Origin of the sequence: Micromonospora sp. NPDC048843, assembly GCF_040649965.1 — a bacterium.
GTDB lineage: Bacteria > Actinomycetota > Actinomycetes > Mycobacteriales > Micromonosporaceae > Micromonospora > Micromonospora hortensis.
The window spans coordinates 1-23,484 of the sequence record NZ_JBEZGJ010000055.1; the positions used below are offsets into that span (position 1 = coordinate 1).

The window sequence follows — 23,484 nt, forward strand, 5'->3', positions numbered from 1 at the left end:
TGGTGCGCACCGGGTCGGGTACCGGCCCTCGGGGCTGCCACTCGCGGGGGTAGACCCCGGTGTCGGGGCGGGCCGGCCGGCGGCCACGTCGGTCAGGCTCAGCCCATGTGCACGGTGTTGCCGGTCGGGATGTCCTCCTTGCGGACCTTCACCAGGACCAGGGTGGCCAGTCCGGCGAGCACGATCAGCGCAGCGCCCCAGGCGAAGGCCACCCGGTAGCCGTGCACCAGCGCCTCGACCTGGTTGACCGGGTTCGGCGCCCGGCCGACCAGATAGGCGGCGACCGCGCTGGTGTAGAAGGTGTTCAGCAGGGCGGTGCCGAGCGAGCCACCGATCTGCTGGGTGGCGTTGAGCGTCGCGCTGGCCGCGCCAGCGTCGTGCTCCGGCACCCCGACCAGGGCGAGGCTGGACAGTGGGACGAAGGTGAAGCCCAGCCCCAGGCCCAGGACGACCTGCGCGGGCAGCAGGTGGGTGAGGAACGAGGTGTCCACGTCGATCTGGGTCAGCACCAGCATGCCCAGGGCGGCGAGCACCGAACCGGCGACCATCAGCGGTTTGGCACCCAGCCGGGGCATCAGCTGGCTGGCACCACCCGCGGCGATCAGCACACCGGCGGTGACAGGCAGGGACGCGAGACCGGCTTCGAGGGGCTTGTACTGCAACACCACCTGGAAGTAGAAGGTCAGGAAGAGGAACGCCCCGAACAGGCCGGCGCCGATCAGCGTCGAGGTGAGGAACGCTCCACCCCGGTTGCGGTCCAGCAGGATCCGCAGTGGCAGCAGCGGGTGGCTGGAGCGCAGCTCGATCACCACGAAGGCGGCGAGCAGCACCACGCCCGCGCCGATGAAACCGAGCGTCGCTGTGGCGTCCCAGCCGTCCTCGGCGGCCTTGGTGAAGCCGTAGACCAGGGAAACCAGGCCGGCGGTCACCACGATCGCCCCGGGCACGTCGTAGCGGGTGTTGCCGTGGGCCCGGCTCTCCGGCACCAGCGGCAGCGCGAACGCGATGGCGATGGCGGCGACCGGGATGTTGACCAGCAGGCACCAGCGCCAGTCGGCGTACTCGGTGAGCACCCCGCCGAGCAGCAGGCCGACCGCGGACCCACCGCCGGCGATCGCGCCGTACACCGCGAAGGCCTTGGCCCGCTCGGTGGCCTCGGTGAACAGGACGGTGAGCAGCGCCAGAGCGGCCGGGGCGAGCAGCGCGCCGAAGGCGCCCTGCAACGCGCGGGCGGCGAAGAGCATCTCACCGGTGGTGGCCAGACCGCCCAGGGCGGAGGCGAGCGCGAAACCGGTCATGCCGACCAGGAAGGTGCGCTTGCGCCCCCAGTAGTCGGCGATGCGACCGCCGAGCAGCAGCAGACCACCGAAGGCCAGCGTGTAGGCGGTGATCACCCACTGCCGGTTCGCGTCGGTGATCCCCAGGTCGGCCTGGGCCTGCGGCAGCGCGATGTTCACGATCGTGGCGTCCAAAACGACCATCAGCTGTGAGACCGCGATGACCGCCAGCGCGATCCAGCGCCGCGGGTGCGGTGCGCCTGTCGACGCCCCGGCGTTGGGCGCGCCGGGCGCGGTCGAGGTGGTTCCGGGCATGGTGAAGCCTTCCGTGTTGCGAATATCGGTGAATCAGGCCGGCGACGGACGGTCGTGCTGATAGCGGAGTACCGGGATCAGCACCTGGTCGACGACCTGGGTGAGGAACGCGTCATCGGCGGGTAGGCCGTGCGCGACGATGCGGGACATGGTCAGTGCGGGCGCCAGGTCGTGGAACAGCTCCCGCTCGCCGGCCTCCGGCGGGATCTCCCCGCGGGCGGCGGCCCGGACCAGGATGGCGGTGCTTGCCACCCGCCCGGCCGGCAGCACCTGGTGACGCACCAGGCGTTCCAGCTCGGGGTTGGTCCGCATGGCGAAGGTCAACGCCTGCATGAGGTCGCAGTCGGCAGTGCAGATCGCGGCCGTGGCCTTCAGCAACTCGATCAGGTCCCCGCGCAGGGTGCCGGTGTCGGGCGGGTTGTGGACACCCACGTGCCGGTCGCGCAGGGCGGCGACGACCAGCTCGGCCTTGCCGTCCCAGCGTCGGTAGATGGTGGCCTTGCTGACGTGGGCGCGGGCGGCGACGGCGTCGATGGTCATCCGGTCGAAGCCGACCTCGCGCAGGGTGTCGATGACGACGGTGAAGAGGTCGCTGTCGGTGCAGCGCGGGGCCCGGGCTGCCGGCACCCCGGCACCCGCGCCCACCTGCTGACCACCCAGCATTCCGACCCCCCGCGAAACGATGTCGTACTGACACTAGTTCGCGGTTGGCTGATCGTGCAGGTTTTCGTGAGTTGCCTCGCATCCAGCCGGCGAAACGGTCACGTTTCACGTGGAGTCGACCCGGGTGTCAGGATCAGCACGGATCGGGTAGTCAGGAAGCCAGCGCCACTTCCACCTTCTTGCGGGTGCCCCAGCCGGTGCGCCAGCAGGTGGCGACGCCGTACCAGCGGATCGCTCGCAGCACGACCAGGGCGAACACCACAGCGACGGGCGTGAGGAGCCAGGTGCCCCACTGGTAGGCCGTCGACTGGTCCGATCGTCGCACCGTCATGTAGCGGAGCGCCTGCCCGTACCCGACGATCAACGGCACAGCCACCAGCCACGGAATCGCCCGCGGATCGGGGTCGATGATCGGCGACAGGATCGCCACCGCCACGAACAGCACAGTCGCGACCACGGTTGCCGCCCAGCGCAGCAGATGCAGCCACCACGCGATCGACCGCAACGACAGGTACCGGACCCGCCACCAGGTCCTGATGAAGCTGCCGCGCATCCAGCGCAGGAACATCCGGCAGAAGTGCCCGGCGTTCTCCGGCATGAGGGAGAACGCGAACGCCGACGGCTGCTGCACGGTACGTCCCCGGACCATCGCGAAGAGAGTGAGGAGGGAGTCGTCGGAGAAGGGCACCCGTTGACCGAAGAACGTCTCCGTCAGATACGCGCCGAGGTTGTCGCGAACGACCTCCGCGCGGTAGGCGGCGATCGGGCCCGAGTTCACCCACACGCACCCGAACACCGACAGCGACGACCGGTCGGTGAGCTGCCCGGTCACCAGCCACAGGTCGGTGAACCGGGTGAGGAAGCTGCTGCGCACATTCGCGGCCATCACCACCCCCGCGACGGACTGCACCGCCGGATCGGCGAAGGGCTTCAACAACTCATCGAGGGCGTTCGGGTCCGAGATGGTGTCCGAGTCCACGGTCCAGTAGACGTCGGCTGCCGGTGTCGACCGCACCGCGGCGGCCTGGGCGTGCCGTTTCCCGGCGTTGGGTTGGATGTGCCAGGCGGCGATGATCCCGTGTACGGGGGCGACGTCGAGGAACCACCGCTTGATCGGCTGGTAGCCCTCGGTCAGCTTCGACCCGTCGTCCACCACGTAGATGGTGTTTGGTTTGCGTGTTTGGAAGATCATGGATTCGAGGCAGGCCCGCAGCGCGCCCGGATCCTCGTTGTACGCCGGCACGATGCCCACCACGTGCAGACCGTCGAGGTGCCCCTGCATCCGGTCGGTGACCACTGCGGGCCTCTCCAGATAGGAGGTGCCGAGTTGCCAGATCAGCAGCAGAAACATGGCGGCGTACGCGAAGGTGAAGCGATGACCGCCTCCGTCGATGGCGCCGATCACGGCGAGGACGTGATGGGCGGTCCACGCCGCCGCGGCGGCCAGGACGACCGCCGCGGCGAACAGGACACGACCCGTGGTGACGCTCGCGGTCACTGGCCGACCGACTGCTTACGACGGAACGTCATCCGGATCATGATGAAGCCGACGAGGACGGCGGTCGCTCCGGTGAGGGCGATGGTGAGCGGCAGGGGGAGGGCATAGCTGCCGATACCGGCCGCGCCGCCGATCGTGACGACGCCCATACCGGTACGGGGAAGGCTGCCACCGGACATGATGTATCTCCGCTCTGTGAGGGATGGTGAGGCTGTCGCGGCGACCGGTACGACTCCAATGTGGCCCGGCCGGCACGGGGCTGAACAGCGAATATGACTCTGCGCAATGACGCGCTCACGTTGGCAAACATGTCTGCCCAGGTCAATCTCGAAAGTCACGTGAACTGTCGTCCGGCCAAGCCCGACGAACCTTCCCACTGCCGGCGTGTCGCAGACGTCCTCACCGGCTCCACGGCGTGTGGCCTGCGCTTTCACCGCCTGGCCGCGCCAGCCCGGGGAATGCCGACGAGGATCTGCGCTGTCGGGTAGACGTCAGGCCCGCACGTCGCCGTCGACAAATCGTTGACGCATCGGGTTAACACCCGCTGGCGCGAGGCGGTCAGCCGCGGGGTGCGAGGACCACCGGCACTGCCATCGTGTTGATCCGCTCGCCGTTCTCGGCGGACACCTCGTACACCTCGACGGTGCCCTTCTGCTCGCGGTCCGTGCGCCAGCCGACCACGACGCGGTAGCCGCCCCGGCAGCCGCTGCCGCAACTGGCGGTGCCGAAACCGGTGGCCACCTCCCGGCCGGCGGCGTCCAGCATCCGAACGCTCACAGTGGCCTCGAACACGGTGGCGGTGCCGGTGACGACGAGCGGGGCGGAGACGCGCTCGCCGGGGATCGGGCCGGTGACCACGATCAGTGGCAGCAGGTCAGCGAAGTCCGCCCGGTCGACAGGGGCCGCGCCGTCGAGGCGGACCTGACGCACGCTGGGGAACTGGGTGAGCGTCCACACCACTTGCGCCTCGCGCAGTCGCCGGGTGGCCGGGTCACCGACGGACGGTACCCGCAGCGTCGCCACGCCGTCGGCGATGCGGGTGACCTCGACGCCGGCCGGAAGCAGGGTGATCATCCCGGTGGCGGCCTCGGCCGGGCTCGGCCCGGCGGCCAGTTCGGTCAGCGCGAGCCGGGACGTCGCGACGGTGGCCGGCCGGGTGCGCCGGGTCGGCACGAGCAGCCCGGCGCGGACGTACCACAGCTCGACGGTCACCGGGTCCGGCCGGCGCGTGCCGGTGGACGCCGACGTCGACGGACCCGGCGGCCGGTTCGTGGGCGGTGGCGTCGGTGCCGCGGCCCGGGTCGCTGTGGGTTCCGCGCGGTCGGTGGGTGCGACGCTCGGCCGCGGCGCGGTGGGCGCCGGGCCGAGGTCACCGGAGCGGGGAGTGCCGCAGCCGCCGAGCAGGAGCGTCGCGACCAGCGCCGATGCGCCCAGCCCGACCGCGCCGCGGCCGGTCATCCCACACCGCCCGGCGTGCCTGCGGTACGCCCAACCGAACCCGGGTGAGCACTGTCGTGCGCGAGCGGCACGTCACCGTGCGGGCCGGCGGGACCGGCGGTGGGCAACTCCAGCCGGAACCGGGTGCCCTCGCCCGGTTCGCTGCGCACGCTCAGCGCGCCGCCGAGCAGCTCGGCGTGCTCCCTGGCGATGGCCAGCCCGAGCCCGCTGCCCGGCGCGGAGCGGGACGGATCGACCTGGTGGAACCGGTCGAACACGCGGGGCAGGTGCTCGGCCGGGATACCCGGCCCCTCGTCGGTGACCTCGAAGACGACCAGGGTGTCCGCCCCTGCCACGCTGGCCGTGATCTCGCCACCGCCGTGCTCGACCGCGTTGGCGACCAGGTTGGCCAGCACGCGCTCCAGCCGACGCCTGTCGGTGCGCGCCGTGACCGGATCACCGGTGACCCGCACCCGCGGCGACCAGCCGCGCGCCGCGACGATGCCGTGCAGCAGCGCCAACGCGTCGACCGGCCCGACGGCCAACTGCTCCCGTCCGGCGTCCAGCCGGGAGATCTCCATCAGATCCTCGACCAACCGGCGCAGCCGGACCACGTCGCCGACCAGCAGCCGGGCCGCCGGCCGGGCGTCGTCGGGCAGCTGGTCGAGGTGCTCGCGCAGCAGCGACGCCGCGGCCACCAACGCGGTCACCGGGGTACGCAGCTCGTGTGCGACGTCGGCGGTGAACCGCCGCTCGCGGGCCTGCGCGGCCGACAGCGCCGCGATCTTCGACTCCAGGGCCTCGGCCATCTCGTTGAACGTCGCCGCCCAGACGCTGAACTCGTCGCGCCCGCGTACCGGCAGGCGAGTGGCGAGCAGGCCCTCGGTGAGTGCTCGGGCGGCCCGGCTGGCCCGGCCCACCGGCTCCAACGTGCGGCGGGCCAACGCGTGACCCACCGCGGCGGCGAGCAACACCACGAGCGCCCAGCCGGCCACCAGCGCGGTGCGTAGCTGACCGAGGTCGGTGGCGACGTCGTCCTCCGCTTTCAGGACGTACAACTCGGCGGTCGAGCCGGGAATGCGCCCACCGATCACCAGCAGCCGAGGACGCTCTGCCGGCGCGGAGCGCTGATAACCGAGCCGCCCGTCCGCGACGACGGCCCGCAACCGGGTGCCCAGCACCGGGGCGTACGCGGGGTGCGAGGCGCGGGTCGAGCCGTCGACGAGCAGCACGTGCCGACCGCTGGCCTCGAAGCTGGTGAGCAGTTCGGTGCTGCGCTGCTCGGTCAGTGGCAGGAACTGCCCAGCGAGAACGAGTTGGTAGCGGGCGTCGGCGGCGGCCTCGTGCAGCGACGCGTCCAGCCAGGACTGCCGCAGCAGCAGGCCGGTCCCGCCGGCGAGCAGCCCGGCCGAGACGCCGGCGACCAGGACGAACGCGATCGTCAGCCGGCGCCGCAGGCGCCCGGGGAACACCGCGCGCCCGGCCATCGCCGCTCCCCGTCAGCCCATCGACAGCTTGTAGCCGGCACCGCGCACGGTCCGGATCAGCAGTGGCTGCGCCGGGTCGTCCTCGACCTTGGCGCGTAGCCGCTGCACCGCCACGTCGACCAGTCGGGAGTCGCCGAGGAAGTCGTGGTTCCAGACCAGGTCCAGCAGCAACTCCCGGGTGAAGACCTGACCGGGCCGGCGGGCCAGCTCCAGCAACAGGCGGAACTCGGTGGTGGTGAGCGCCACCTCCCGGCCGTGTCGGCGGACCACGAAGCCGCCCGGGTCGATCTCCAGGCCGCCGACCTCGATGACGGTCGAGGGGGCCGGCACGCTCACCCGGCGCAGCACCGAGCGGACCCGGGCCACCAGCTCGGGCAGGTCGAAGGGCTTGCGCAGATAGTCGTCCGCGCCGCACTCGAGCCCGACCACCACGTCGATGGTGTCGGTGCGCGCGGTCAGCATCAGGATCGGCACCTGGCTGGTTCGCCGGATCTCCCGGCAGACCTCCAGACCGTCCAGGCCCGGCAGCATGATGTCGAGCACGATGAGGTCGACCGGGTGGGCGCGGAACGCGGCCAGAGCCTGCCGTCCGTCGACAGCGGTGTCGACCCGGAAGCCGGCACGGCGCAGACCGAGGGCGGTGACCTCCCGGATAGAGAAGTCGTCCTCGACCACCAACACGCGGCCCTCCATCACCCGAGGGTAGACCCGACGCCACGGTGCGTAGTCCTGGCGAAACGGCCGACATCGGCGGCCGGCTGGCCCCCTCCGGGCACCGCTCAACCGCTACCTTCCTTCGGCACCCCTGAACCAGCTCACACGAAAGGGCACGACGTGAAACGTCATGGCTGCGTGATCCGACTCCGCCCCGAGCAGCGGGAGACCTACCTGCGGTTGCATGCCGCCGTCTGGCCGAGCGTGGAGAAGACGCTGCGCGAGGCGAACTTCCGCAACTACACCATCTTCCTCCACGACGATCTGCTCTTCGGCTACTACGAGTACGTGGGCGACGACTACGAGGCCGACCTGCGGCTGATCGCGGCGGACCCGCAGACGCAGGAGTGGTGGAAGCTGACCGACCCGTGTCAGGAGTCGATCGCCGAGCCCGGCTCGGGGGACTTCTGGGCCCCGATGCGCGAGGTCTGGCACTTGGCCGACGAGGCGGTCGGGCCGGCACCCGACCCGATCCAGCAGGGTTCCGGCAGCTAGCTGACACGGATGGTCGGGGCCGGCCGGTCCCGACCATCCAGGTCGAGCGGCGGCAGGGTCGAAAGTCTTCGACAAAAACTTTGGTCGTGCTGTCGATTGGGATCCGGTCCGTTCGTAGCCCTGGTGAGAGCCCGGCATCGCACCGGGCCGCACACCCACTGGAGGGCACGATGACCGCCACTGCGAACACGACCCGCGCCACCACGTCGAACGTTGGTGCGCTGATCCGGACCGGTGTCGCCGCCACTGCCGCGGCGAGCATCGCCACCATGGCCGTCGCCGCCGTCGGACACCTGGCCGGGATCAGCCTCGAGCTGGGCGACGCCCCGATCCCCGTGACGGGGTTCGGCGTGCTGACCGCCGTCTTCTCGCTGCTCGGCGTGATCATTGCCGCGGCGCTGGCGCGTTTCGCCAGGCGCCCCCGGCTCACCTTCGTCCGTACGACGGTGGTGCTGACGGTCCTGTCCCTGGTGCCGGACGTGATCGCCGACGCCGGGGTTGCCACCAAGGCGCTGCTGATGCTCACCCACCTGGTCGCGGCCGCGATCGTGATCCCCGCCGTCGCGCGCCGCCTGGCTGCCTGACCTGTTCCCATCCCACCGAGCTACCGGAGGATCGTCATGAAGCAGTACCTGCTGTCAGTGCACTTCGTCGAGGGCGCGCCGACGCCGTCCGACGAGGAGACGCAGACCATGTTCAGGGAGACCGGCCGGATCAACGACGACATGCAGGCCGCGGGCGCGTGGGTCTTCGGCGGGGGACTCTCGTCACCGGACAGCGCCACCGTCGTCCGGGTCGAGAACGGCACCACCGCCGTGAGCGACGGGCCGTTCGCCGAGACGAAGGAGCACATCGCCGGGTTCTGGGTCATCAGGTGCGCCGACCTGGACGCGGCGCTGGCCTGGGCCGAGAGGTGCGCGGCGGCCTGCGGCCCGGTCGAGGTGCGCCCCTTCGACGACCTGTCCCAGGCCTGACCGGCAGCCGGTCTCCCGACGTGGACCTGGCGAGCATCTACCGCGCGGAGTACGGCCGCTGCGTCGCCACCCTGGCCCGCCTCCTCGGTGACATCAACCTCGCCGAGGAGGCAGTCCAGGACGCCTTCACCACGGCGCTGCAGAAGTGGCAGACACTGCCGCCGAACCCGGGTGCCTGGATCGTGACCACCGCACGCAACCGTGCAGTGGACCGGCTTCGCCGGGAGTCGACCCGCGAGGCCCGGCACGCCCAGGCACTGCTGCTGTATCACCAGGATGAGCCCTCGGAGGTGGGACCGGTGCGGGACGACCAGCTGCGACTCATCTTCACCTGCTGTCACCCGGCACTGGCCCCGGAGGCGCGGACGGCGCTCACCCTGCGCCTGCTGGGCGGCCTCGACGTACCGGAGATCGCCCGGGCCTACCTGGTCCAGGAGGCGACCGTCGCCCAGCGGATCGTGCGCGCCAAGAGAAAGATCCGCGACGCCGCCATCCCGTACCGGGTGCCCGCCGAACATGAGCTGCCGGACCGGCTGCCGCCCGTCCTCGCGGTGCTCTACCTGATGTTCAACGAGGGCTACGCGTCCACCGCCGGCCCGTTGATCAGAACGGACCTGTGCGCCGAGGCGATCCGGCTGGCCCGCGAACTCGCCGCGTTGATGCCCGACGAGCCCGAGGTCCTGGGCCTGCTCGCCCTACTGTTGCTGACCGAGGCGCGCCGCCCGGCCCGGCTCGGCCCGACCGGAGACCTGGTGCTGCTTGCCGACCAGGACCGGTCACTGTGGAACCGGTCGCTCATCGCCGAGGGCCACGACCTGGTCCGACGATGCCTGCGCCGCAACCGGCCCGGCCCGTACCAGATCCAGGCCGCGATCAGCGCTGTGCACACCGACGGCGCCGCCACCGACTGGCAGCAGGTCCTGGCACTGTACGACCAGCTCCTCGCGCTCGCGCCGACCCCGGTCGTGGCGCTCAACCGTGCGGTCGCCGTCGCCGAGGTGCACGGGCCGGCGGTGGCTCTCGCCGTGTTGGAGGGGATCGACCTTCCGGGCTATCACCGGCTGCCCGCCACCCGGGCCGAACTGCTCGCTCGGCTCGGACGGGACGACGAGGCCCGAGCCGCCTACGACCAGGCCGCGGCACTGGCCACCAACGCGACCGAGCGGGCCTACCTGGAGACCCGTCGTACCGAACTCACCAGTGAACGGAGAGCATCATGACAGCCACCTACACCGTCGACGTCTTTTCCAGCCTCGACGGCTTCGGCACCACAAGCGGCAACTGGGGCGGCTACTGGGGAAAGCAGGGCCCCGAACTGCTCGCGCACCGCCTGTCCGTCTACGGCGCGGAGCAGCGCATGGTCTTCGGGGCCAACACGTACCGGGTGTTCGCGCAGATGCTGGCCGCGAGCACCGAGGAGTCCGAGGTCCGCGACGCCTGGGTGACCGAACCAGCCGTTCGCGCGCGCCGCCGGTCGTATTCCCCTCGGCCTACCGCATCGCCGCCGAGAGGTCGGCCGCGGCTTCGAACGTCGGCGCCGCCCGCTGAGCCTCGTCGGCACTGAGCACGACGGCGTCTGCGCGGGCCAGCATTTCCCGTGCCGTCTCCTGGTCGCGAAGGACCAGTGCCAGTTCGGCGCGGTAGACGAGGACTTCTACCTGTGCGACCGGGTCGTCATCGGATTGCGGGCGGGCGAGGGCGCTGTCGAGGATGCGGACGGCCTGCCCGATGTCACCCCTGGAATCACCCTGCACCACGGCGTTCGCCAGGGCTTTCGCGAGTCGCCCGGGAGGCACCGTCGCCACCGTTGGCGTGGTGGCGACATTCTGGACCACGCGGATCCAGTTGCCGCCCGGGTCGATGACGCTGAACCCGCCCAGGCCGTCGTAGTTTCGTCGTGTACGGGGACGCGTCATCCGTGGTGTCCCGGACACCAGCACCTTGCCGTACGAGGATCGCATTCCCGCAGCGAATGCCCGGTGCAGCCCCGCGATGTCCGATGTGAGCACCAGGCAGGAGCCGTAGGACTGCTCGGGGTCGAAACCGGCGATCTCGAAGAAGTGCAGATGCAGATCCTCGCGGCGCAACGCCACGTACGGGTTGGGCTTGCGCTGCTGGTGCGTGGTGTGGAAGCCGAGAACCTCGTAGAAGGTGACGATGTCGTCGATGGACGCGCAGGGCAGCAGGGGAACGGTCACCTCGTTGGTCATGGGTCCTTCCTAGACGTCACGACGTGCCCGTCGCACATGGAAAAAGCCGATCATCGCCCATGCCCGCCCAAACGGCTGATGACGATCGGCTCTCCGCCTAGCTCACCACGTGTGGGCGACGTCGAGCACCACCCGGCTGTGGGTGCCGGGACCGGCGAGCACGAGCACCCGGAACGGCAACCGCGCCCGTACGCCGACGGCGAAGGTGCTGTAGCCCTCGAAGCTGCCGCCGAACACCACGTCGCGCAGCGTCGGGTAGCGCAGCAAATTCGCCACGTGCTCGCCGACCGCGTAGGGCACGGTGCCCAGGTGGTCGTCGTCGTACGCCGGGGCCCGCAGCGAGACCCGCAGCAGCGCCCCGCCGGCGGTGTAGGGCGACAGCGCCAGCCCTTCGCCCTCGGTCCACGTCTCGCCGTAGCCGATCGCGTAACCGTCGACCGGACCGTTGAACTCGAACACGACCCGGTCGTAGCAGTCGTGCCGGCCGGTCCGCACGTCCATCAGCGGGGCGTCGCTCAGTGTGCCGGCAGCCTTCTCCGCGCTGCCCCAGGTGATCCCGCAGTACGCCGCTCCGGTCGTGGTGCCCGCGGCGGTGCTGCCGCTGGCGCTGGCGACCAGCCCGGCGAGGGCGACGACCAACGCGGTCAGTGCGCTCCTGATCCTCATTGTGGTTTCTCCGTTCGGCATCGGGGTCACGTCGCGGCGGCGCTGCCGGTGACCCGCTGCCGTCACCGTCGTCCTGCCCCGGCACGGGAGCTTCGCTGCGACGTAACCGCTGGGTAACAGCCTGCACGTCGCCGGTATGACGCTTCCGCTATGCCGAACATCGGCCACCGTCACATTAATATCGGCGTGCATCGATGGACCGGCGGCGACGGTCGCCGGACGACCGCAGGGGAGTACCCGATGTTCCGAGGACAACTGAGACGCGCGGCGCTGGCCATGCTGGTGGCGATCCTGGCAGCGGCCGGGATACAGCTCGCCACCGGCACGCCGGCCGCCGCCGTCCGGACCGTCTACTACGACGCGAGCCGGACCGGCGAGTTCCGCACCAACTTCGACCAGGCGGCGCAGATCTGGAACAGCCGGGTCAGCAACGTCCGACTCCTGGCCGGCACTCCGGCCAGCATCACCATCTACGTCGACGAAGGTTGGCCGCGCGCGCAGCCGACCGGTCTCGGCTCGGGCCGGATCTGGATGGGCCGCACGGCCGTCAACCAGGGCTACGACCGCACCCGCATCGCCACCCACGAAGTCGGCCACATCCTGGGCCTGCCGGACCGGCGCACCGGCCTCTGCTCCGACCTGATGTCCGGCAGCAGCGCACCGGTCTCCTGCCGCAACGCGAACCCCAGCGCCGCCGAGGCGAGCCGGGTGAACTCGCTGTTCGCCGGCTCCCTGGCCGCGCCGGCCAGCACGACGTACACCTGGAACGGCGACTCGGACATCAGCCCGCTGGTGGTCGGTGGCCGGCCGGCCACGGAAAACTACCCCTTCATGGTGTACGTCTCCGGCTGCACCGGCACGCTGATCAAGGGCAACTGGGCGGTCACCGCCAAGCACTGTTCGACGCCGTCCTCGGTGCGGGTGGGCAGCATCAACCGCTCCAGCGGCGGGACCGTGGCGCGGGTGACCCGGGCGGTCAACCACCCGAGCGTCGACGTCAAGCTGTTGCAACTGGCCAGCTCGGTCACGTACGCGCCGGCCCCGATCCCGAGCACCTCCGGCGCGGTCGGCACCGCCACCCGGATCATCGGCTGGGGTCAGACCTGCGCCCCGCGGGGCTGCGGTTCGGCTCCGGCCGTGGCCAACGAGCTCGACACGTCAATCGTGGCCGACAGCCGGTGCTCCGGCATCAACGGCCCGTACGAGATCTGCACCAACAACACCAACGGCAACTCCGGCGCCTGCTATGGCGACTCGGGTGGTCCGCAGGTGCGCCGGGTCAACGGAGTGTGGAACCTGATCGGCGCCACGAGTCGGGCCGGAAACAACAACTCCACCTGCGCCACCGGCCCGTCCATCTACGTCGACCTGCCGTCGATCCGATCGTGGATCTCCACTCAGGTGGGTGGCCTGCCGGTCTGACCATCAGCGACATCACGGGCGGGGGCGAGCGTCGAACGCGCCCCCGCCCCGGTGTGCCGGTGTCACCCACGCGATCCCACCATGCGGTACGGTGCGTGGCATATCGGCACATCGGAGGTGGCGTCGTGCCTACCGTCGTCGTTCTCGCGCTGACCCTCGCCCTGGCGCCCGCGCCGTCCCCGTCGGCCACCCCTCGTCCGCTCGGTGACATCGTCGGCGGCGTCGGCCAGATCGTCGACGAGCTGCTCGGTGGCGACACGCCGAGTGCCGCTCCGACGCCGAGCGACACCCCCACCGGGGCGGCCACGCCGAGTCGGCCACCGGTCACCGGTCGGCCCAGTCCGGCGCAACCCATCGCGGTCCCCAAGCCCGCCGGGTCGGCGGGCGGTGGTGTCCCCGCACCCGCAGCCACCGATCGCCGACCCGGCGAGGGGGACACCGGCACCCGCGAGGCCGCAGTGCCGCGGCGCGACGGCGACACCCCACCGAACGCCCCGCCGGCGCTCGCCAACCCCACCCGGAATGCTTGGCCGCCCGCGTCGTACCTGCTGGTCGTGGCGGTCCTCGGGGTGCTGGCACTGCTGCTCCTGCGCCGCCGGGCGCCGGTCCCCGCCGCCGCGCCCGACCCCGGTCCGGTACCGGATTCCGGCCCGGCACCGGATTCCGGCCCGGTGCCGGACAACGTCAGCCGATTGCCGACCAGCCTCAACGTCATCTACGAGATGGGCCGGCAGGACGAGCGACTCGAACAGGAGCGCCGTCGGCGTACCTGAGGGAACGCTGTCCTCACGATGCCGAGTAGGCGCCCTCACGCCTGGGGATCGCGTCGTCGTACGCCCCGACCGGCCCGCTGTAGCGGGCCTTGCCCTTCGGGTACGGCCAGGCGTTCGCGGTGCAGCCGTGCAGGCCCAGCGTCTGCTGCTGCATGACCGGCGCCGGCCGGCCCCGCCCGGGGCACCGCTCGTGGCCGTGCCCGAGTTTGTGCCCCACCTCGTGGTTGACCATGTACTGCCGGTAGGTCTCCAGTGTCGCGCCGTAACCCGGCACGCCCTTGACCCAGCGCGCCACGTTGAGCACCACCCGGCCACCGTTGCGGCAGGAGGTGTAGGCGTCCGGCACGTCCTGGCAGAGGGTGTCGCGGGTGCCGGGGGTCGCCAGGTAGATGGTGAAGTCGGTCGGTTCGCCGGCACCGACCCGGCGCAGCCGCCAGGCTCCATCCGCCGTCCACCCGCGTGGGTCGTTCAACGTCGTGGTGATCGCGGTGGCGATGTCAGTCGCCGGCAGGCCCCGGATGTCGCGCTCCACGGCGACCCGGTAGCGCAGCAACCGGCCGGCCGTCGCGCGCCCGGGGGTCGTCTCGCCGGGCGCCACCGACCAGCGGTTACCGCCGGTGGCGGGATAGCTGACCGGGATGACCGGTGCGGAACTGGGTCGCACCTCGGTGGCCCCGGTCGGCCGACCGGTAGGTGTCGCCGGTCCGCTGGGGGCGGCCGGCCCGGCGACGACCGGGTCGGTGGCGGGTTGCCCGGCGGCGGGCAGGCCGCACCCGGTGAGCAGCGCCACCACCAGCAGTGACGCCATCGAGGCGGTACCCCGGCGGCGGGTAACCTTCGTCGACATGTCTCTCCCCTCGCGCGTCGCTCGGCGGCGGCGCGGAGGAGAAGACGGGTGACAGTGGCGAAAAGTTGATGTGACCCAGGGCTCAACCTTTTGCCGGCCTCACCCGTCTCTAGCTCTGTGGCACGGGGAGGGTTCGCGGTGGCGCGGGGTGACGCGGATTTCGTCGAGTTCGCGCGGGCGGCGTCCGCGCGACTGGTGCACGCCGCGTACCTGATGACCGGTGACCACCACCAGGCCGAGGACGCCGCGCAGACCGCACTGGTGCGCACCTACGCGTCGTGGTCGCGGATCCACGACGACGACGCCTACGGGTACGCCCGCCGCACACTGGTCAACCATCTGGTCGACGGGTGGCGACGGCCGATGCGGGAGTACCCGACCGACGAGGTGCCGGAGCAGCGACGTGGCGACGTGGCCGACGACGTGGCCACCCGGCGCTGGTTGATCAGCATCCTCGGTGCGCTCAGCCCCCGGGAGCGCGCCATCGTCGTCCTGCGCTACTACTTCGACCTGCCGGAGGCGCAGGTGGCCCGGGAACTTGCCGTATCCGTCGGCACGGTCAAGAGCACCAGCTCCCGAGCTCTGGAGAAGTTGCGCACCGCCGCGCCCCGCACAGCCGATGAGAGGGCGCGCCGATGAGCGAGCTGGAACGGCTCCGCCACGCGATGCGGGCGACCGAGCGTCCCGACGCCGTGCTCGATCTGGACTCCGTGATGCGCGAGGGACGTCGGTTGCGTACCCGTCGACGCATCGCCGGAGCCGGGGCGGCGACGCTCGCGACCGGCTTGGCCGCCGTGGTCGTCGTGGTGGCGGTCGGCGCGTCCGGGCCGGGCGATCCGGCGCCGACCGCGCACCCGCCGCCGGTCGCCGTCGCTCCACCGTCGGTCGGTGTCTCGCCGTGGGCGGAGAAGTCGCTGGGCTCCACGCCACCGCCGACGGTGGGCCGTGACGAGCCGCCACCGAAGCCGATGGGCCGGATCGTGGACAGCGGGGTGCGGCACGGCGCCGAGCGTCGGGTCTACTACTTCGTCCCGGTGTCCGTGTCCGGTGAGCCCAAGGTGTCCATCGGTCTGGCCGCCGGTCGCCAGGCTCCGGACGGCTCGTTGAGCACCGACATCCTGGTCAACGACGTCGACGGCAGCGACCGCGGCGCCGGGTTCCACCAGATCGGCTACGACGAGGGCTTCGCCGCTCCGGTGCCCACCTTCGGCTACTTCGTCGGCCCCGCCAAGCGGATCATCGGCACCGTCGACGGTCGGCAGGTCGACGCCCGAGTGGCGCCATGGAGTGCCGACAAGCAGGTGCTGATCTTCTGGTTCGACCCGGCGCGGCTCACCCCGGGGGAGCGGCTGGACGGCATCATCGCCCACGACGCCAGCGGCCGGCGACTCTGACGCGCCGCCGGCTCAGGCCAGTCGACGCTCGATGGTCACCGTCGTCCCCTCGGCGGTGGAGACCAGCCGCACGTCGCCGTAGGCGTTCATCAGCAGCGCGCCGCGTCCCCGGTCCATCGCCGGCCGGCGGTCCCGCCAGGTGCCGAAGTCCCGTACCGAGATCCGGCTCAGTCCGCCACCAACCTGGACGCGCACCCGTACCTCCGGACGGCTGGGTCGCTGGGCGTGCTCGACCGCGTTGTTCATGGCCTCGGACGCGGCGAGTAGGAGATCTTCCAGCACGTCCGGGTCGACGTCCAGATCGCCCAGCGCGCCCCGGACGTCCCGACGCATCGCGGCGGCGGAGGTGGGCGCGGACGGGTACGTCCACCCGACGTCCAGCAGGTCGCCCAGCCCGTCCGGTTCGGCCGGCGTCTCCACGACCACTGACGCGTCGCGGACGGTTTCCACCATCGGGGTCGGCGGAACGGGCCCGACCGGGGCGGGTCGGGCCGACTGTGTCGTGACCGTCGCCGGGTCGCCGCCGATCGCCGCGGCAGGGGTACGGTCGCGGGCGCGGCGGATGCTGGCCCGGATCCGGGCGATCAACTCGGCCGCGGCGAACGGTTTGACCAGGTAGTCGTCGGCGCCCAGGCTCAGGCCCTCCACGCTGGCCTCCCCGCCGGCACGGGCGGAGAGCACCAGCACGGGCAGCGTCCGGGTCGTCGGGTCGGCGCGTAGTCGGCGCACCAGGTCGAAGCCGTCCAGCACCGGCATCATCACGTCGGTCAGGACCAGGTCGGGCAGATCACCGTGGATCTCGTCGAGGGCCTGCCGGCCGTCGGTGACGGCCCGCACCCGCCAGCCCTGCCCGGTGAGCAGCCGGGTGAGGTACGCCCGCATGTCGGCGTTGTCGTCGGCGAGCAGGATCCGGGCGCCGGCCAGCTCGTCGGTGGCCGCCCCGGACGCGGGATCGGGCTCGGTCGGGGCGTCGTCCGGTTCGGTGAGCCAGCCCATCGCCTCCTCGACGGCGGCGCGGGCCGCGTCACCCCGTCCGTCCATAGCGGGGCCGGTGACCGCGGCGCGGTGCGCCGCCGACCAGGGCAGCGTCACTGTGAACCTGCTGCCGACGCCCACCTGGCTGGTCACGCGCACGTCGCCGCCCTCCAGCCGGGCCAGCTCGTGCACCAGGGCCAGGCCGATGCCAGTGCCCTCGTGACTGCGCGAGCGGGCGCCCCGCACCCGGTGGAAGCGTTCGAAGAGTTTCGGCAGGTCCCGTTCCGAGATGCCGATGCCGGTGTCCGCGACGGTGAGGCGCACCTCCTCGTCGTCGGCGTCGAGGGTGACCCGGATACGGCCGATGAACGTGTACTTCAGCGCGTTGGAGAGCAGGTTCGTGACGATGCGTTCCCAGTTGACCGGGTCGACCGCGACCGGCCGGGGCAGCGGTGGGCAGCTCACCTCGAGGGTCAGCCCGGCCCGCTCGACGGCGGCCCGGAAGACCCCGGCGAGCTCGGCGGTCAGCGCGGCCAGGTCCACCACCCGGGCGTCGCTGCGCGCCCGCCCGGCCTCCAGGCTGGAGAAGGTGAGCAGGCTGTTGACCAGCGTCAACAGTCGGGTGGCGTTGCGCCAGCCGGTCTCCACCCGCTCCCGCTGCACCGCCGCCAAAGGCGCGGTGGCGTCGGTGAGGGCGTCGGTCAGCGGACCGAGGATGAGGGTCAACGGGGTACGGAACTCGTGGCTGACGTTGGCGAAGAAGTCGGTCTTGACCCGGTCCAGTTCCGCCATCGCCTCGATCCGGCGCCGCTCCTCCTCGTACTCCTGGGCGTTGCGCAACGCCACGGAGATCTGCTGGGCGAGCAGTTGGTGGAAGGAGCGGTACGCCTCGTCGAGCCCTCGGCTGGGGCTGACCCCGGCGAGCAGGACGCCGAGCGGCTGATCCTCGTCGGCGGAGGGCAGCGGCAGCGCCAGCGCGGTGCGGACCGGGTCGTTCCACGGGCCGGCGGGCAGCGGCAGCCGGTCGGCGACATCGGTCACCTGGGTCGCCCGGCCCTCGGCGGCGTCCGCCAGCCCCCAGGCGTACGCGGGCGGGCCCGGGTCGGTCAGCTCGACGGCGTCCGGCAGGGCCCGGGCGTGCCCCTCGTCGCCGCCGGTGCAGGCGACCCGGCGCAGCGTCGTGCCGTCGCGCAGGTAGATGGCGGCGAACGGCACGTCCAGGGGGTGGCCGTCGATCACGTCGATCAGCCGAGCGCCGGTGGCGTCCACGTCGACGGTGCGCCCGTCGCCGAGCACTGACAGGTCGCGCAGCAGACGGAGCCGGCGTTCGCCGATCACCTGCTGGGTGACCTCGCTGCACACGGTCAGTACGCCGACGGTGCGGCCGTCGTCGTCGCGGGCGGGGGCGTGCGAGACGCTGAAGTACGCCTCCTCGCGGTAGCCGGCCCGCTCCAGCAGCAGTTGCAGGGCGGGGACCCAGCTGGCCACGCCGGTCGCCATGGCCTCCTCGATCAGCGGGGCGAGCACGTGCCAGCCCTCGGCCAACGTCACTCGTACGTCGTCGCCGAGCGCGGTGGGGTGCTTGTCGCCGATCAGCGCCGAGTACGCGTCGTTGTAGAGCTGGGAGTAGCTCTCACCCCAGAGCAGCAGCATGGGATACCGGGAGGAGAGCACCATCCGGACGGCGGCGCGCAGGCTCTGTGGCCATCCGCCGACCGGGCCGAGCGGGGTGTCGGCCCAGTCCAGCTGGGCCATCAGCCGCCCGGTGTCGCCGCCGCCGAGGAACAGGTCGGTGCTGGGTCGCGTCACGCTCGATCCGACCCCATCGCAAGCCCCCGTTCCGGGCCCGACGACCCCTGCCGCGTTACCTACCCATCCTGACACCTCTACTCACCTGTGCCGACGCCGGTACCCACCGTCGAACCGGCGGCGGTTCGGGACGAACGACCGATGCTCGGGAAATAGATATCTGCCAGTGTCTCGGGTATCTCTCCAACCCCGAGGAGCCCCCATGAGAGGCAGAACGCTGAGCGCGGGAATCGCGCTCGCCGTGTTCGCCGGGATGACGGTGCCGCTGGCCGCCCAACCGGCGACCGCGTCACCTCCGACCGCCACGACGGTGAACCGGCCGATCGCCGCGTCCGCCGCCGCGCTGGCCGCGCCGGACATCTCCATCGCCAACGTCCAGGCGCACTTGACCCAGTTCAATGCCATCGCCACCAGCAACGGTGGCAACCGACGGGCCGGCTCGGCCGGCTACACCGCCTCGCTCAACTACGTCAAGACCAGGCTCCAGTCGGCTGGCTACACCGTCAGTGAGCAGTACTGCTCCAGCTGCCGGTACCCCTCCAACAACCTCATCGCCGAGTGGCCCGGCGGCCCGGCCGACCAGGTGGTCATGTTTGGCGCGCACCTGGACGGCGTCGCGGCCGGGCCGGGCATCAACGACAACGCCACCGGCTCGTCGACCCTGCTGGAGAACGCGCTGGTCCTGGCCGCGCAGAACCCGACGATGACCAAACGGGTGCGGTTCGCCTGGTGGACCGACGAGGAGCAGGGGCTCAACGGCTCCCGGTTCTACGTCAACTCACTCAGCGCCACCCAGCGCGGCTACATCAAGGGTTACTACAACTTCGACATGGTCGGCTCGACCAATGGCGGCTACTTCATCAACCGGGTCACCTCGACCACGGCGGCGCCGCTGAAGGCGTACTGGGACTCGTTGGGCCTGCAACCCGAGGAGAACATCGAGGGCCAGGGCCGATCCGACGACTACTACTTCCAGCAGGCAGGCATCCCCACCTCGGGGTACGCCGCCGGTGCCAGCGCCCGCAAGACCAGCGCCCAGGCCGCCAAGTGGGGCGGCACCGCCAACTCCGCGTACGACCCGTGCTACCACCGGTCCTGCGACACCACCGCCAACGTCAGCGCCACTGTGCTGAACCGGGCAGCCGACGGTGTCGCGTACGCGCTGTGGCAGCTCGCCGTGGGCGGCGGCACCCCGACCTGCACCGGTGGCCAGGTGGTCGGAAACGGTGGCTTCGAGAGCGGCAGCACGCCGTGGACCGCGTCCTCCGGCGTGATCACCAACGCCAGCGGCCAGCCGGCCCGGACCGGGTCGTACAAGGCGTGGCTCAACGGGTTCGGCAGCACCCGCACCGAGAGCCTCTCGCAGTCGGTGACACTGCCGGCCGGCTGCGCCACGTACACGCTGTCGTTCTGGCTGCACATCGACACCGCGGAGACCACCAGCTCCACGGCGTACGACCGACTCACAGCGCAGGCGGGTTCGACCACCCTCGCGACGTACTCGAATCTCAACGCCGCTACCGGTTACGTGCAGCGCAGCCTCAACGTGGCCGCGTTCGCCGGGCAGACGGTGACGCTGCGGTTCACCGGCACCGAGGACTCGTCCTTGCAGACCACCTTCGTGATCGATGACGTCACGTTGCAGGCGAGCTGACCGCGTACCCGAAAACGGGCCGCCACCGGTTCTTCCCGGTGGCGGCCCGTCGCGTCGCGGGTCAGGGGAGCTGTGGGTAGAGCGCGGCGACGCCGCCGGCCAGCCCGGCCTGCACCTGGCGGCTGAGGTCGTCGGCGAGGATCTCGTACGCGTCGGCCTCGACGCCGTCCACGCCGATCCGGGCGATCGCCGCCGGGTCGGACTTCGGGCCGGTGATGTCGGCGGCCATGTCGGTGTCGAGGTAGCCGACGTGCAGGCCGGAGACCCGAACGCCCCGCTCGGCGAGTTGGACGCGCAGCACGTTCGTCATCGCCCACTCGGCGGACTTGGCGGCGCTGTAGGCAGCGTGGGTCGGGGAGCCGAACCAGGACAGCACGGAGAGCACGTTGAGGATCGTTCCGCCGCCGTTGCCGGCGATGACCGGCGCAAACGCCCGGATCGTCGACAGGGTGCCGATGTAGTGGGTCTCCAGCTCCAGCCGGACGAGGTCCAGGTCGCCGTCGAGCAGGTCGGTCCGGGTGTCGATGCCCGCGTTGTTGATCAGCAGGTTCACCCCGCCGGCCAGCTCGGCGGCGGCGGCCACCGAGGCGGGGTCGGTGATGTCGAGGCGGACCGGCGTCACGCCGGGCAGGTCGACGGTGTCGGGGTTGCGGGCGCCGGCGTAGACGGTGGCGCCCCGGGCGAGGAGCTCGGCGGCCAGGTGCCGGCCGAGGCCACGGTTGGCGCCGGTGACGAGGGCGGTGCTTCCAGCGATCTTCATGGCCGTCACGCTATCCGACCTGACTTCTGTTAGGCAAAGTCAGCTACGTCACGGGGGTGGTCGACGGGATCGGGAATACGACCCGGATGCGCCCACACCCCGACCGGTGACGACTCGTATCCTTTCCGCGAACCTTCGCACGAGCCGAGATGGGAGACGGTGTGAGCAACCAGGCCGAAACGTTGGAATTCCAGGCCGAGGCGCGTCAGCTCCTCCAGTTGGTGGTCCACTCGATCTATTCGAACAAGGACGTCTTCCTGCGGGAACTCATCTCGAACGGGTCCGACGCACTGGACAAGCTCCGGCTGGCCACCCTCGTCGACAAGGACCTCGTCGCCGACACCGACGACCTGCACGTCGCCCTGGAGATCGACAGCGACGCCCGCACCCTCACCGTGCGCGACAACGGCATCGGGATGACCCGCGACGAGGTCGTCCAGCTGATCGGCACGATCGCCAAGTCGGGCACCGCCGAGCTGCTGCGCCAACTGCGCGAGTCCGCCGACGCCCACGCCAAGCAGGACCTCATCGGCCAGTTCGGCGTCGGCTTCTACGCCGCGTTCATGGTCGCCGACCGGGTCACCCTGCTGACCCGCAAGGCCGGCGAGACCGGCGGCACCCGCTGGGAGTCCACCGGCGAGGGCACCTACTCCATCGAGTCGGTCGACGAGGCGCCGCAGGGCACCACTGTGACGCTGCACCTCAAGCCGGCCGACACCGAGGACAACCTGCACGACTACACCGCCGAGTGGACCGTCCGCGAGATCGTCAAGCGCTACTCCGACTTCATCGCCTGGCCGATCCGGATGAGCGTCGAACGCCCCGGCGTCGACGGTGCGGCCGCCACCCGCGAGGTGCAGACCCTCAACTCGATGAAGGCGCTCTGGGCGCGGCCCCGCGACGAGGTCGACGCCGCCGAGTACAACGAGTTCTACAAGCACGTGAGCCACGACTGGGCCGACCCGCTCGAGGTCGTGCACATGAAGGGCGAGGGCACCTTCGAGTACGAGGCGCTGCTCTTCCTGCCCAGCCACGCCCCACTGGACCTGTTCTCTCCGCAGGGCCGCCGGGGTGTCCAGCTCTACGTCAAGCGCGTCTTCATCATGGACGACTGCGAGGCGCTGGTCCCGACCTACCTGCGCTTCGTCAAGGGCGTGGTCGACGCGCACGACCTGTCGCTGAACATCTCCCGGGAGATCCTCCAGCAGGACCGGCAGATCCAGATCGTCCGCCGCCGCCTGGTCAAGAAGGTCCTCGCCACGGTCAAGGACCTCAAGGCCAACCACGCCGAGCGCTACCGCACCTTCTGGAGCGAGTTCGGCGCGGTGGTCAAGGAGGGGCTGATCGACGACACCGACAACAGGGACACCCTGCTGGACATCCTGTCGGTGGCCTCGACCAACGACCCGGCCGAGCCCACCGACCTGGCCGGGTACGTGTCGCGGATGAAGGACGGCCAGAACGACATCTGGTACGCCACCGGCGAGTCCCGGGCCGCCATCGAGAACTCTCCGCACCTGGAGGCGTTCCGGGCCAAGGGGCACGAGGTGCTGCTGCTCACCGACCAGGTCGACGAGGTGTGGGTCGAGCGGGTCGGCACGTACGACGGTCGGCAGCTGCGCTCGATCGCCAAGGGCGAGATCGACCTGGACACCGACGAGGAGAAGCAGCAGGCCGAGGCCGAGCGTGAGCAGCAGCGACAGGAGTTCGCCGGGCTGCTCGACTGGCTGGGGACCACCCTCACGGACAGCGTCCGGGAGGTCCGCCTGTCGTCGCGGCTGACCGCCTCACCGGCCTGCGTCGTCGGCGACGCCCACGACCTCACCCCGACCCTGGAGAAGATGTACCGGGCGATGGGGCACGAGATCCCCACCACCAAGCGGATCCTGGAGATCAACCCCGGCCACCCGCTGGTGTCCGGGCTGCGCAAGGCCCACGAGCAGGGCAGCGACACCGTCGCCCTGACCGAGACCGCCGAGCTGCTCTATGGCCTGGCGGTGCTCGCCGAGGGCGGTGAGCTGACCGACCCGGCCCGCTTCACCCGGACGCTCGCCGACCGGCTGGCGCGCACCCTGTAGGCGTACCCTCGGCCGGCGGCCCGCCCGAGCAGCGGG

23 protein-coding genes are annotated in these 23,484 nt (G+C 71.2%); 11 read left to right on the forward strand and 12 right to left on the reverse strand.

Annotated elements, in window-relative coordinates; genetic code table 11:
- Positions 1-98: 98 nt before the first annotated feature.
- From AB0C20_RS15360 to AB0C20_RS15390, 7 genes are all read right to left on the reverse strand, one after another.
- On the reverse strand, positions 99-1,592 hold the full coding sequence (locus tag AB0C20_RS15360; protein WP_357191464.1) for an MFS transporter: 1,494 nt from the start codon (positions 1,590-1,592) through the stop codon (positions 99-101).
- Positions 1,593-1,625: 33 nt separating this feature from the next.
- Entirely contained in the window at positions 1,626-2,255 is a 630-nt protein-coding gene (locus AB0C20_RS15365) for a TetR/AcrR family transcriptional regulator (protein WP_357191466.1), read from the reverse strand.
- A gap of 151 nt (positions 2,256-2,406) precedes the next feature.
- Positions 2,407-3,753, reverse strand: a complete 1,347-nt coding sequence (locus AB0C20_RS15370) for a glycosyltransferase (RefSeq protein WP_357191468.1) — start codon at positions 3,751-3,753, stop codon at positions 2,407-2,409.
- Complete coding sequence (locus AB0C20_RS15375) at positions 3,750-3,932, reverse strand: hypothetical protein (protein ID WP_203117656.1); 183 nt, start codon at positions 3,930-3,932, stop codon at positions 3,750-3,752. The genes AB0C20_RS15370 and AB0C20_RS15375 overlap by 4 nt, the downstream gene beginning before the upstream one ends.
- Positions 3,933-4,311: 379 nt before the next feature.
- Positions 4,312-5,211, reverse strand: coding sequence for a Gmad2 immunoglobulin-like domain-containing protein (locus AB0C20_RS15380; RefSeq protein WP_357568214.1), 900 nt, complete (start codon positions 5,209-5,211; stop codon positions 4,312-4,314).
- Positions 5,208-6,677: a HAMP domain-containing sensor histidine kinase gene (locus tag AB0C20_RS15385; RefSeq protein ID WP_357191472.1), complete on the reverse strand. Its 1,470-nt coding sequence runs from the start codon at positions 6,675-6,677 to the stop codon at positions 5,208-5,210. The genes AB0C20_RS15380 and AB0C20_RS15385 overlap by 4 nt, the downstream gene beginning before the upstream one ends.
- Positions 6,678-6,689: 12 nt before the next feature.
- Positions 6,690-7,370 (reverse strand): response regulator transcription factor, encoded by a 681-nt coding sequence (locus tag AB0C20_RS15390; protein ID WP_357568215.1) that lies wholly within the window; start codon positions 7,368-7,370, stop codon positions 6,690-6,692.
- Between the two features lie 159 nt (positions 7,371-7,529).
- Here AB0C20_RS15390 and AB0C20_RS15395 point away from each other — a divergent pair, with 159 nt between their 5' ends.
- From AB0C20_RS15395 to AB0C20_RS15415, 5 genes are all read left to right on the forward strand, one after another.
- On the forward strand, positions 7,530-7,886 hold the full coding sequence (locus tag AB0C20_RS15395) for an L-rhamnose mutarotase (protein ID WP_357191476.1): 357 nt from the start codon (positions 7,530-7,532) through the stop codon (positions 7,884-7,886).
- 170 nt (positions 7,887-8,056) lie between these two features.
- Positions 8,057-8,470 (forward strand): DUF6069 family protein, encoded by a 414-nt coding sequence (locus AB0C20_RS15400; RefSeq protein ID WP_357191478.1) that lies wholly within the window; start codon positions 8,057-8,059, stop codon positions 8,468-8,470.
- 36 nt (positions 8,471-8,506) lie between these two features.
- On the forward strand, positions 8,507-8,860 hold the full coding sequence (locus AB0C20_RS15405; RefSeq protein WP_357191480.1) for a YciI family protein: 354 nt from the start codon (positions 8,507-8,509) through the stop codon (positions 8,858-8,860).
- 20 nt (positions 8,861-8,880) lie between these two features.
- Positions 8,881-10,080 (forward strand): sigma-70 family RNA polymerase sigma factor, encoded by a 1,200-nt coding sequence (locus AB0C20_RS15410; protein ID WP_357191483.1) that lies wholly within the window; start codon positions 8,881-8,883, stop codon positions 10,078-10,080.
- Positions 10,077-10,424 (forward strand): hypothetical protein, encoded by a 348-nt coding sequence (locus AB0C20_RS15415; RefSeq protein ID WP_357191485.1) that lies wholly within the window; start codon positions 10,077-10,079, stop codon positions 10,422-10,424. The genes AB0C20_RS15410 and AB0C20_RS15415 overlap by 4 nt, the downstream gene beginning before the upstream one ends.
- On the opposite strand, the gene AB0C20_RS15420 is transcribed toward AB0C20_RS15415, so the two are convergent.
- Complete coding sequence (locus AB0C20_RS15420; RefSeq protein ID WP_357191487.1) at positions 10,351-11,070, reverse strand: VOC family protein; 720 nt, start codon at positions 11,068-11,070, stop codon at positions 10,351-10,353. The two genes, AB0C20_RS15415 and AB0C20_RS15420, sit on opposite strands and share 74 nt — an antisense overlap.
- Positions 11,071-11,172: 102 nt before the next feature.
- Positions 11,173-11,736, reverse strand: a complete 564-nt coding sequence (locus AB0C20_RS15425; RefSeq protein ID WP_357568216.1) for a hypothetical protein — start codon at positions 11,734-11,736, stop codon at positions 11,173-11,175.
- Positions 11,737-11,976: 240 nt separating this feature from the next.
- Here AB0C20_RS15425 and AB0C20_RS15430 point away from each other — a divergent pair, with 240 nt between their 5' ends.
- Positions 11,977-13,158, forward strand: coding sequence for a snapalysin family zinc-dependent metalloprotease (locus AB0C20_RS15430; RefSeq protein WP_357568217.1), 1,182 nt, complete (start codon positions 11,977-11,979; stop codon positions 13,156-13,158).
- 125 nt (positions 13,159-13,283) lie between these two features.
- On the forward strand, positions 13,284-13,931 hold the full coding sequence (locus tag AB0C20_RS15435; RefSeq protein WP_357568218.1) for a hypothetical protein: 648 nt from the start codon (positions 13,284-13,286) through the stop codon (positions 13,929-13,931).
- Between the two features lie 13 nt (positions 13,932-13,944).
- On the opposite strand, the gene AB0C20_RS15440 is transcribed toward AB0C20_RS15435, so the two are convergent.
- A complete protein-coding gene (locus AB0C20_RS15440) occupies positions 13,945-14,778 on the reverse strand; it encodes a DUF3152 domain-containing protein (RefSeq protein ID WP_357568219.1) in 834 nt (277 codons plus the stop codon).
- A 138-nt stretch (positions 14,779-14,916) separates the two neighbouring features.
- Here AB0C20_RS15440 and AB0C20_RS15445 point away from each other — a divergent pair, with 138 nt between their 5' ends.
- Together AB0C20_RS15445 and AB0C20_RS15450 are read left to right on the forward strand one after the other, a co-directional pair.
- The gene (locus AB0C20_RS15445; RefSeq protein ID WP_357191497.1) at positions 14,917-15,417 is read left to right on the forward strand and encodes a SigE family RNA polymerase sigma factor; all 501 of its coding nucleotides are present in this window, start codon (positions 14,917-14,919) and stop codon (positions 15,415-15,417) included.
- Positions 15,414-16,172 carry a hypothetical protein gene (locus tag AB0C20_RS15450; RefSeq protein WP_357191499.1) on the forward strand — a complete coding sequence of 253 codons (759 nt, stop codon included), beginning with the start codon at positions 15,414-15,416 and terminating at the stop codon, positions 16,170-16,172. The genes AB0C20_RS15445 and AB0C20_RS15450 overlap by 4 nt, the downstream gene beginning before the upstream one ends.
- A 12-nt stretch (positions 16,173-16,184) precedes the next feature.
- On the opposite strand, the gene AB0C20_RS15455 is transcribed toward AB0C20_RS15450, so the two are convergent.
- On the reverse strand, positions 16,185-18,956 hold the full coding sequence (locus AB0C20_RS15455) for an ATP-binding protein (RefSeq protein WP_357568220.1): 2,772 nt from the start codon (positions 18,954-18,956) through the stop codon (positions 16,185-16,187).
- Between the two features lie 202 nt (positions 18,957-19,158).
- On the opposite strand from AB0C20_RS15455, the gene AB0C20_RS15460 reads away from it, so the two are divergent.
- Positions 19,159-20,610: a M28 family peptidase gene (locus AB0C20_RS15460; RefSeq protein ID WP_357568221.1), complete on the forward strand. Its 1,452-nt coding sequence runs from the start codon at positions 19,159-19,161 to the stop codon at positions 20,608-20,610.
- A 61-nt stretch (positions 20,611-20,671) separates the two neighbouring features.
- Here AB0C20_RS15460 and AB0C20_RS15465 read toward each other — a convergent pair whose 3' ends face one another.
- The gene (locus AB0C20_RS15465; RefSeq protein ID WP_357568222.1) at positions 20,672-21,370 is read right to left on the reverse strand and encodes an SDR family oxidoreductase; all 699 of its coding nucleotides are present in this window, start codon (positions 21,368-21,370) and stop codon (positions 20,672-20,674) included.
- 149 nt (positions 21,371-21,519) lie between these two features.
- On the opposite strand from AB0C20_RS15465, the gene htpG reads away from it, so the two are divergent.
- Positions 21,520-23,448: a molecular chaperone HtpG gene (gene htpG, locus AB0C20_RS15470; RefSeq protein ID WP_357191508.1), complete on the forward strand. Its 1,929-nt coding sequence runs from the start codon at positions 21,520-21,522 to the stop codon at positions 23,446-23,448.
- Positions 23,449-23,484 lie beyond the last annotated feature (36 nt).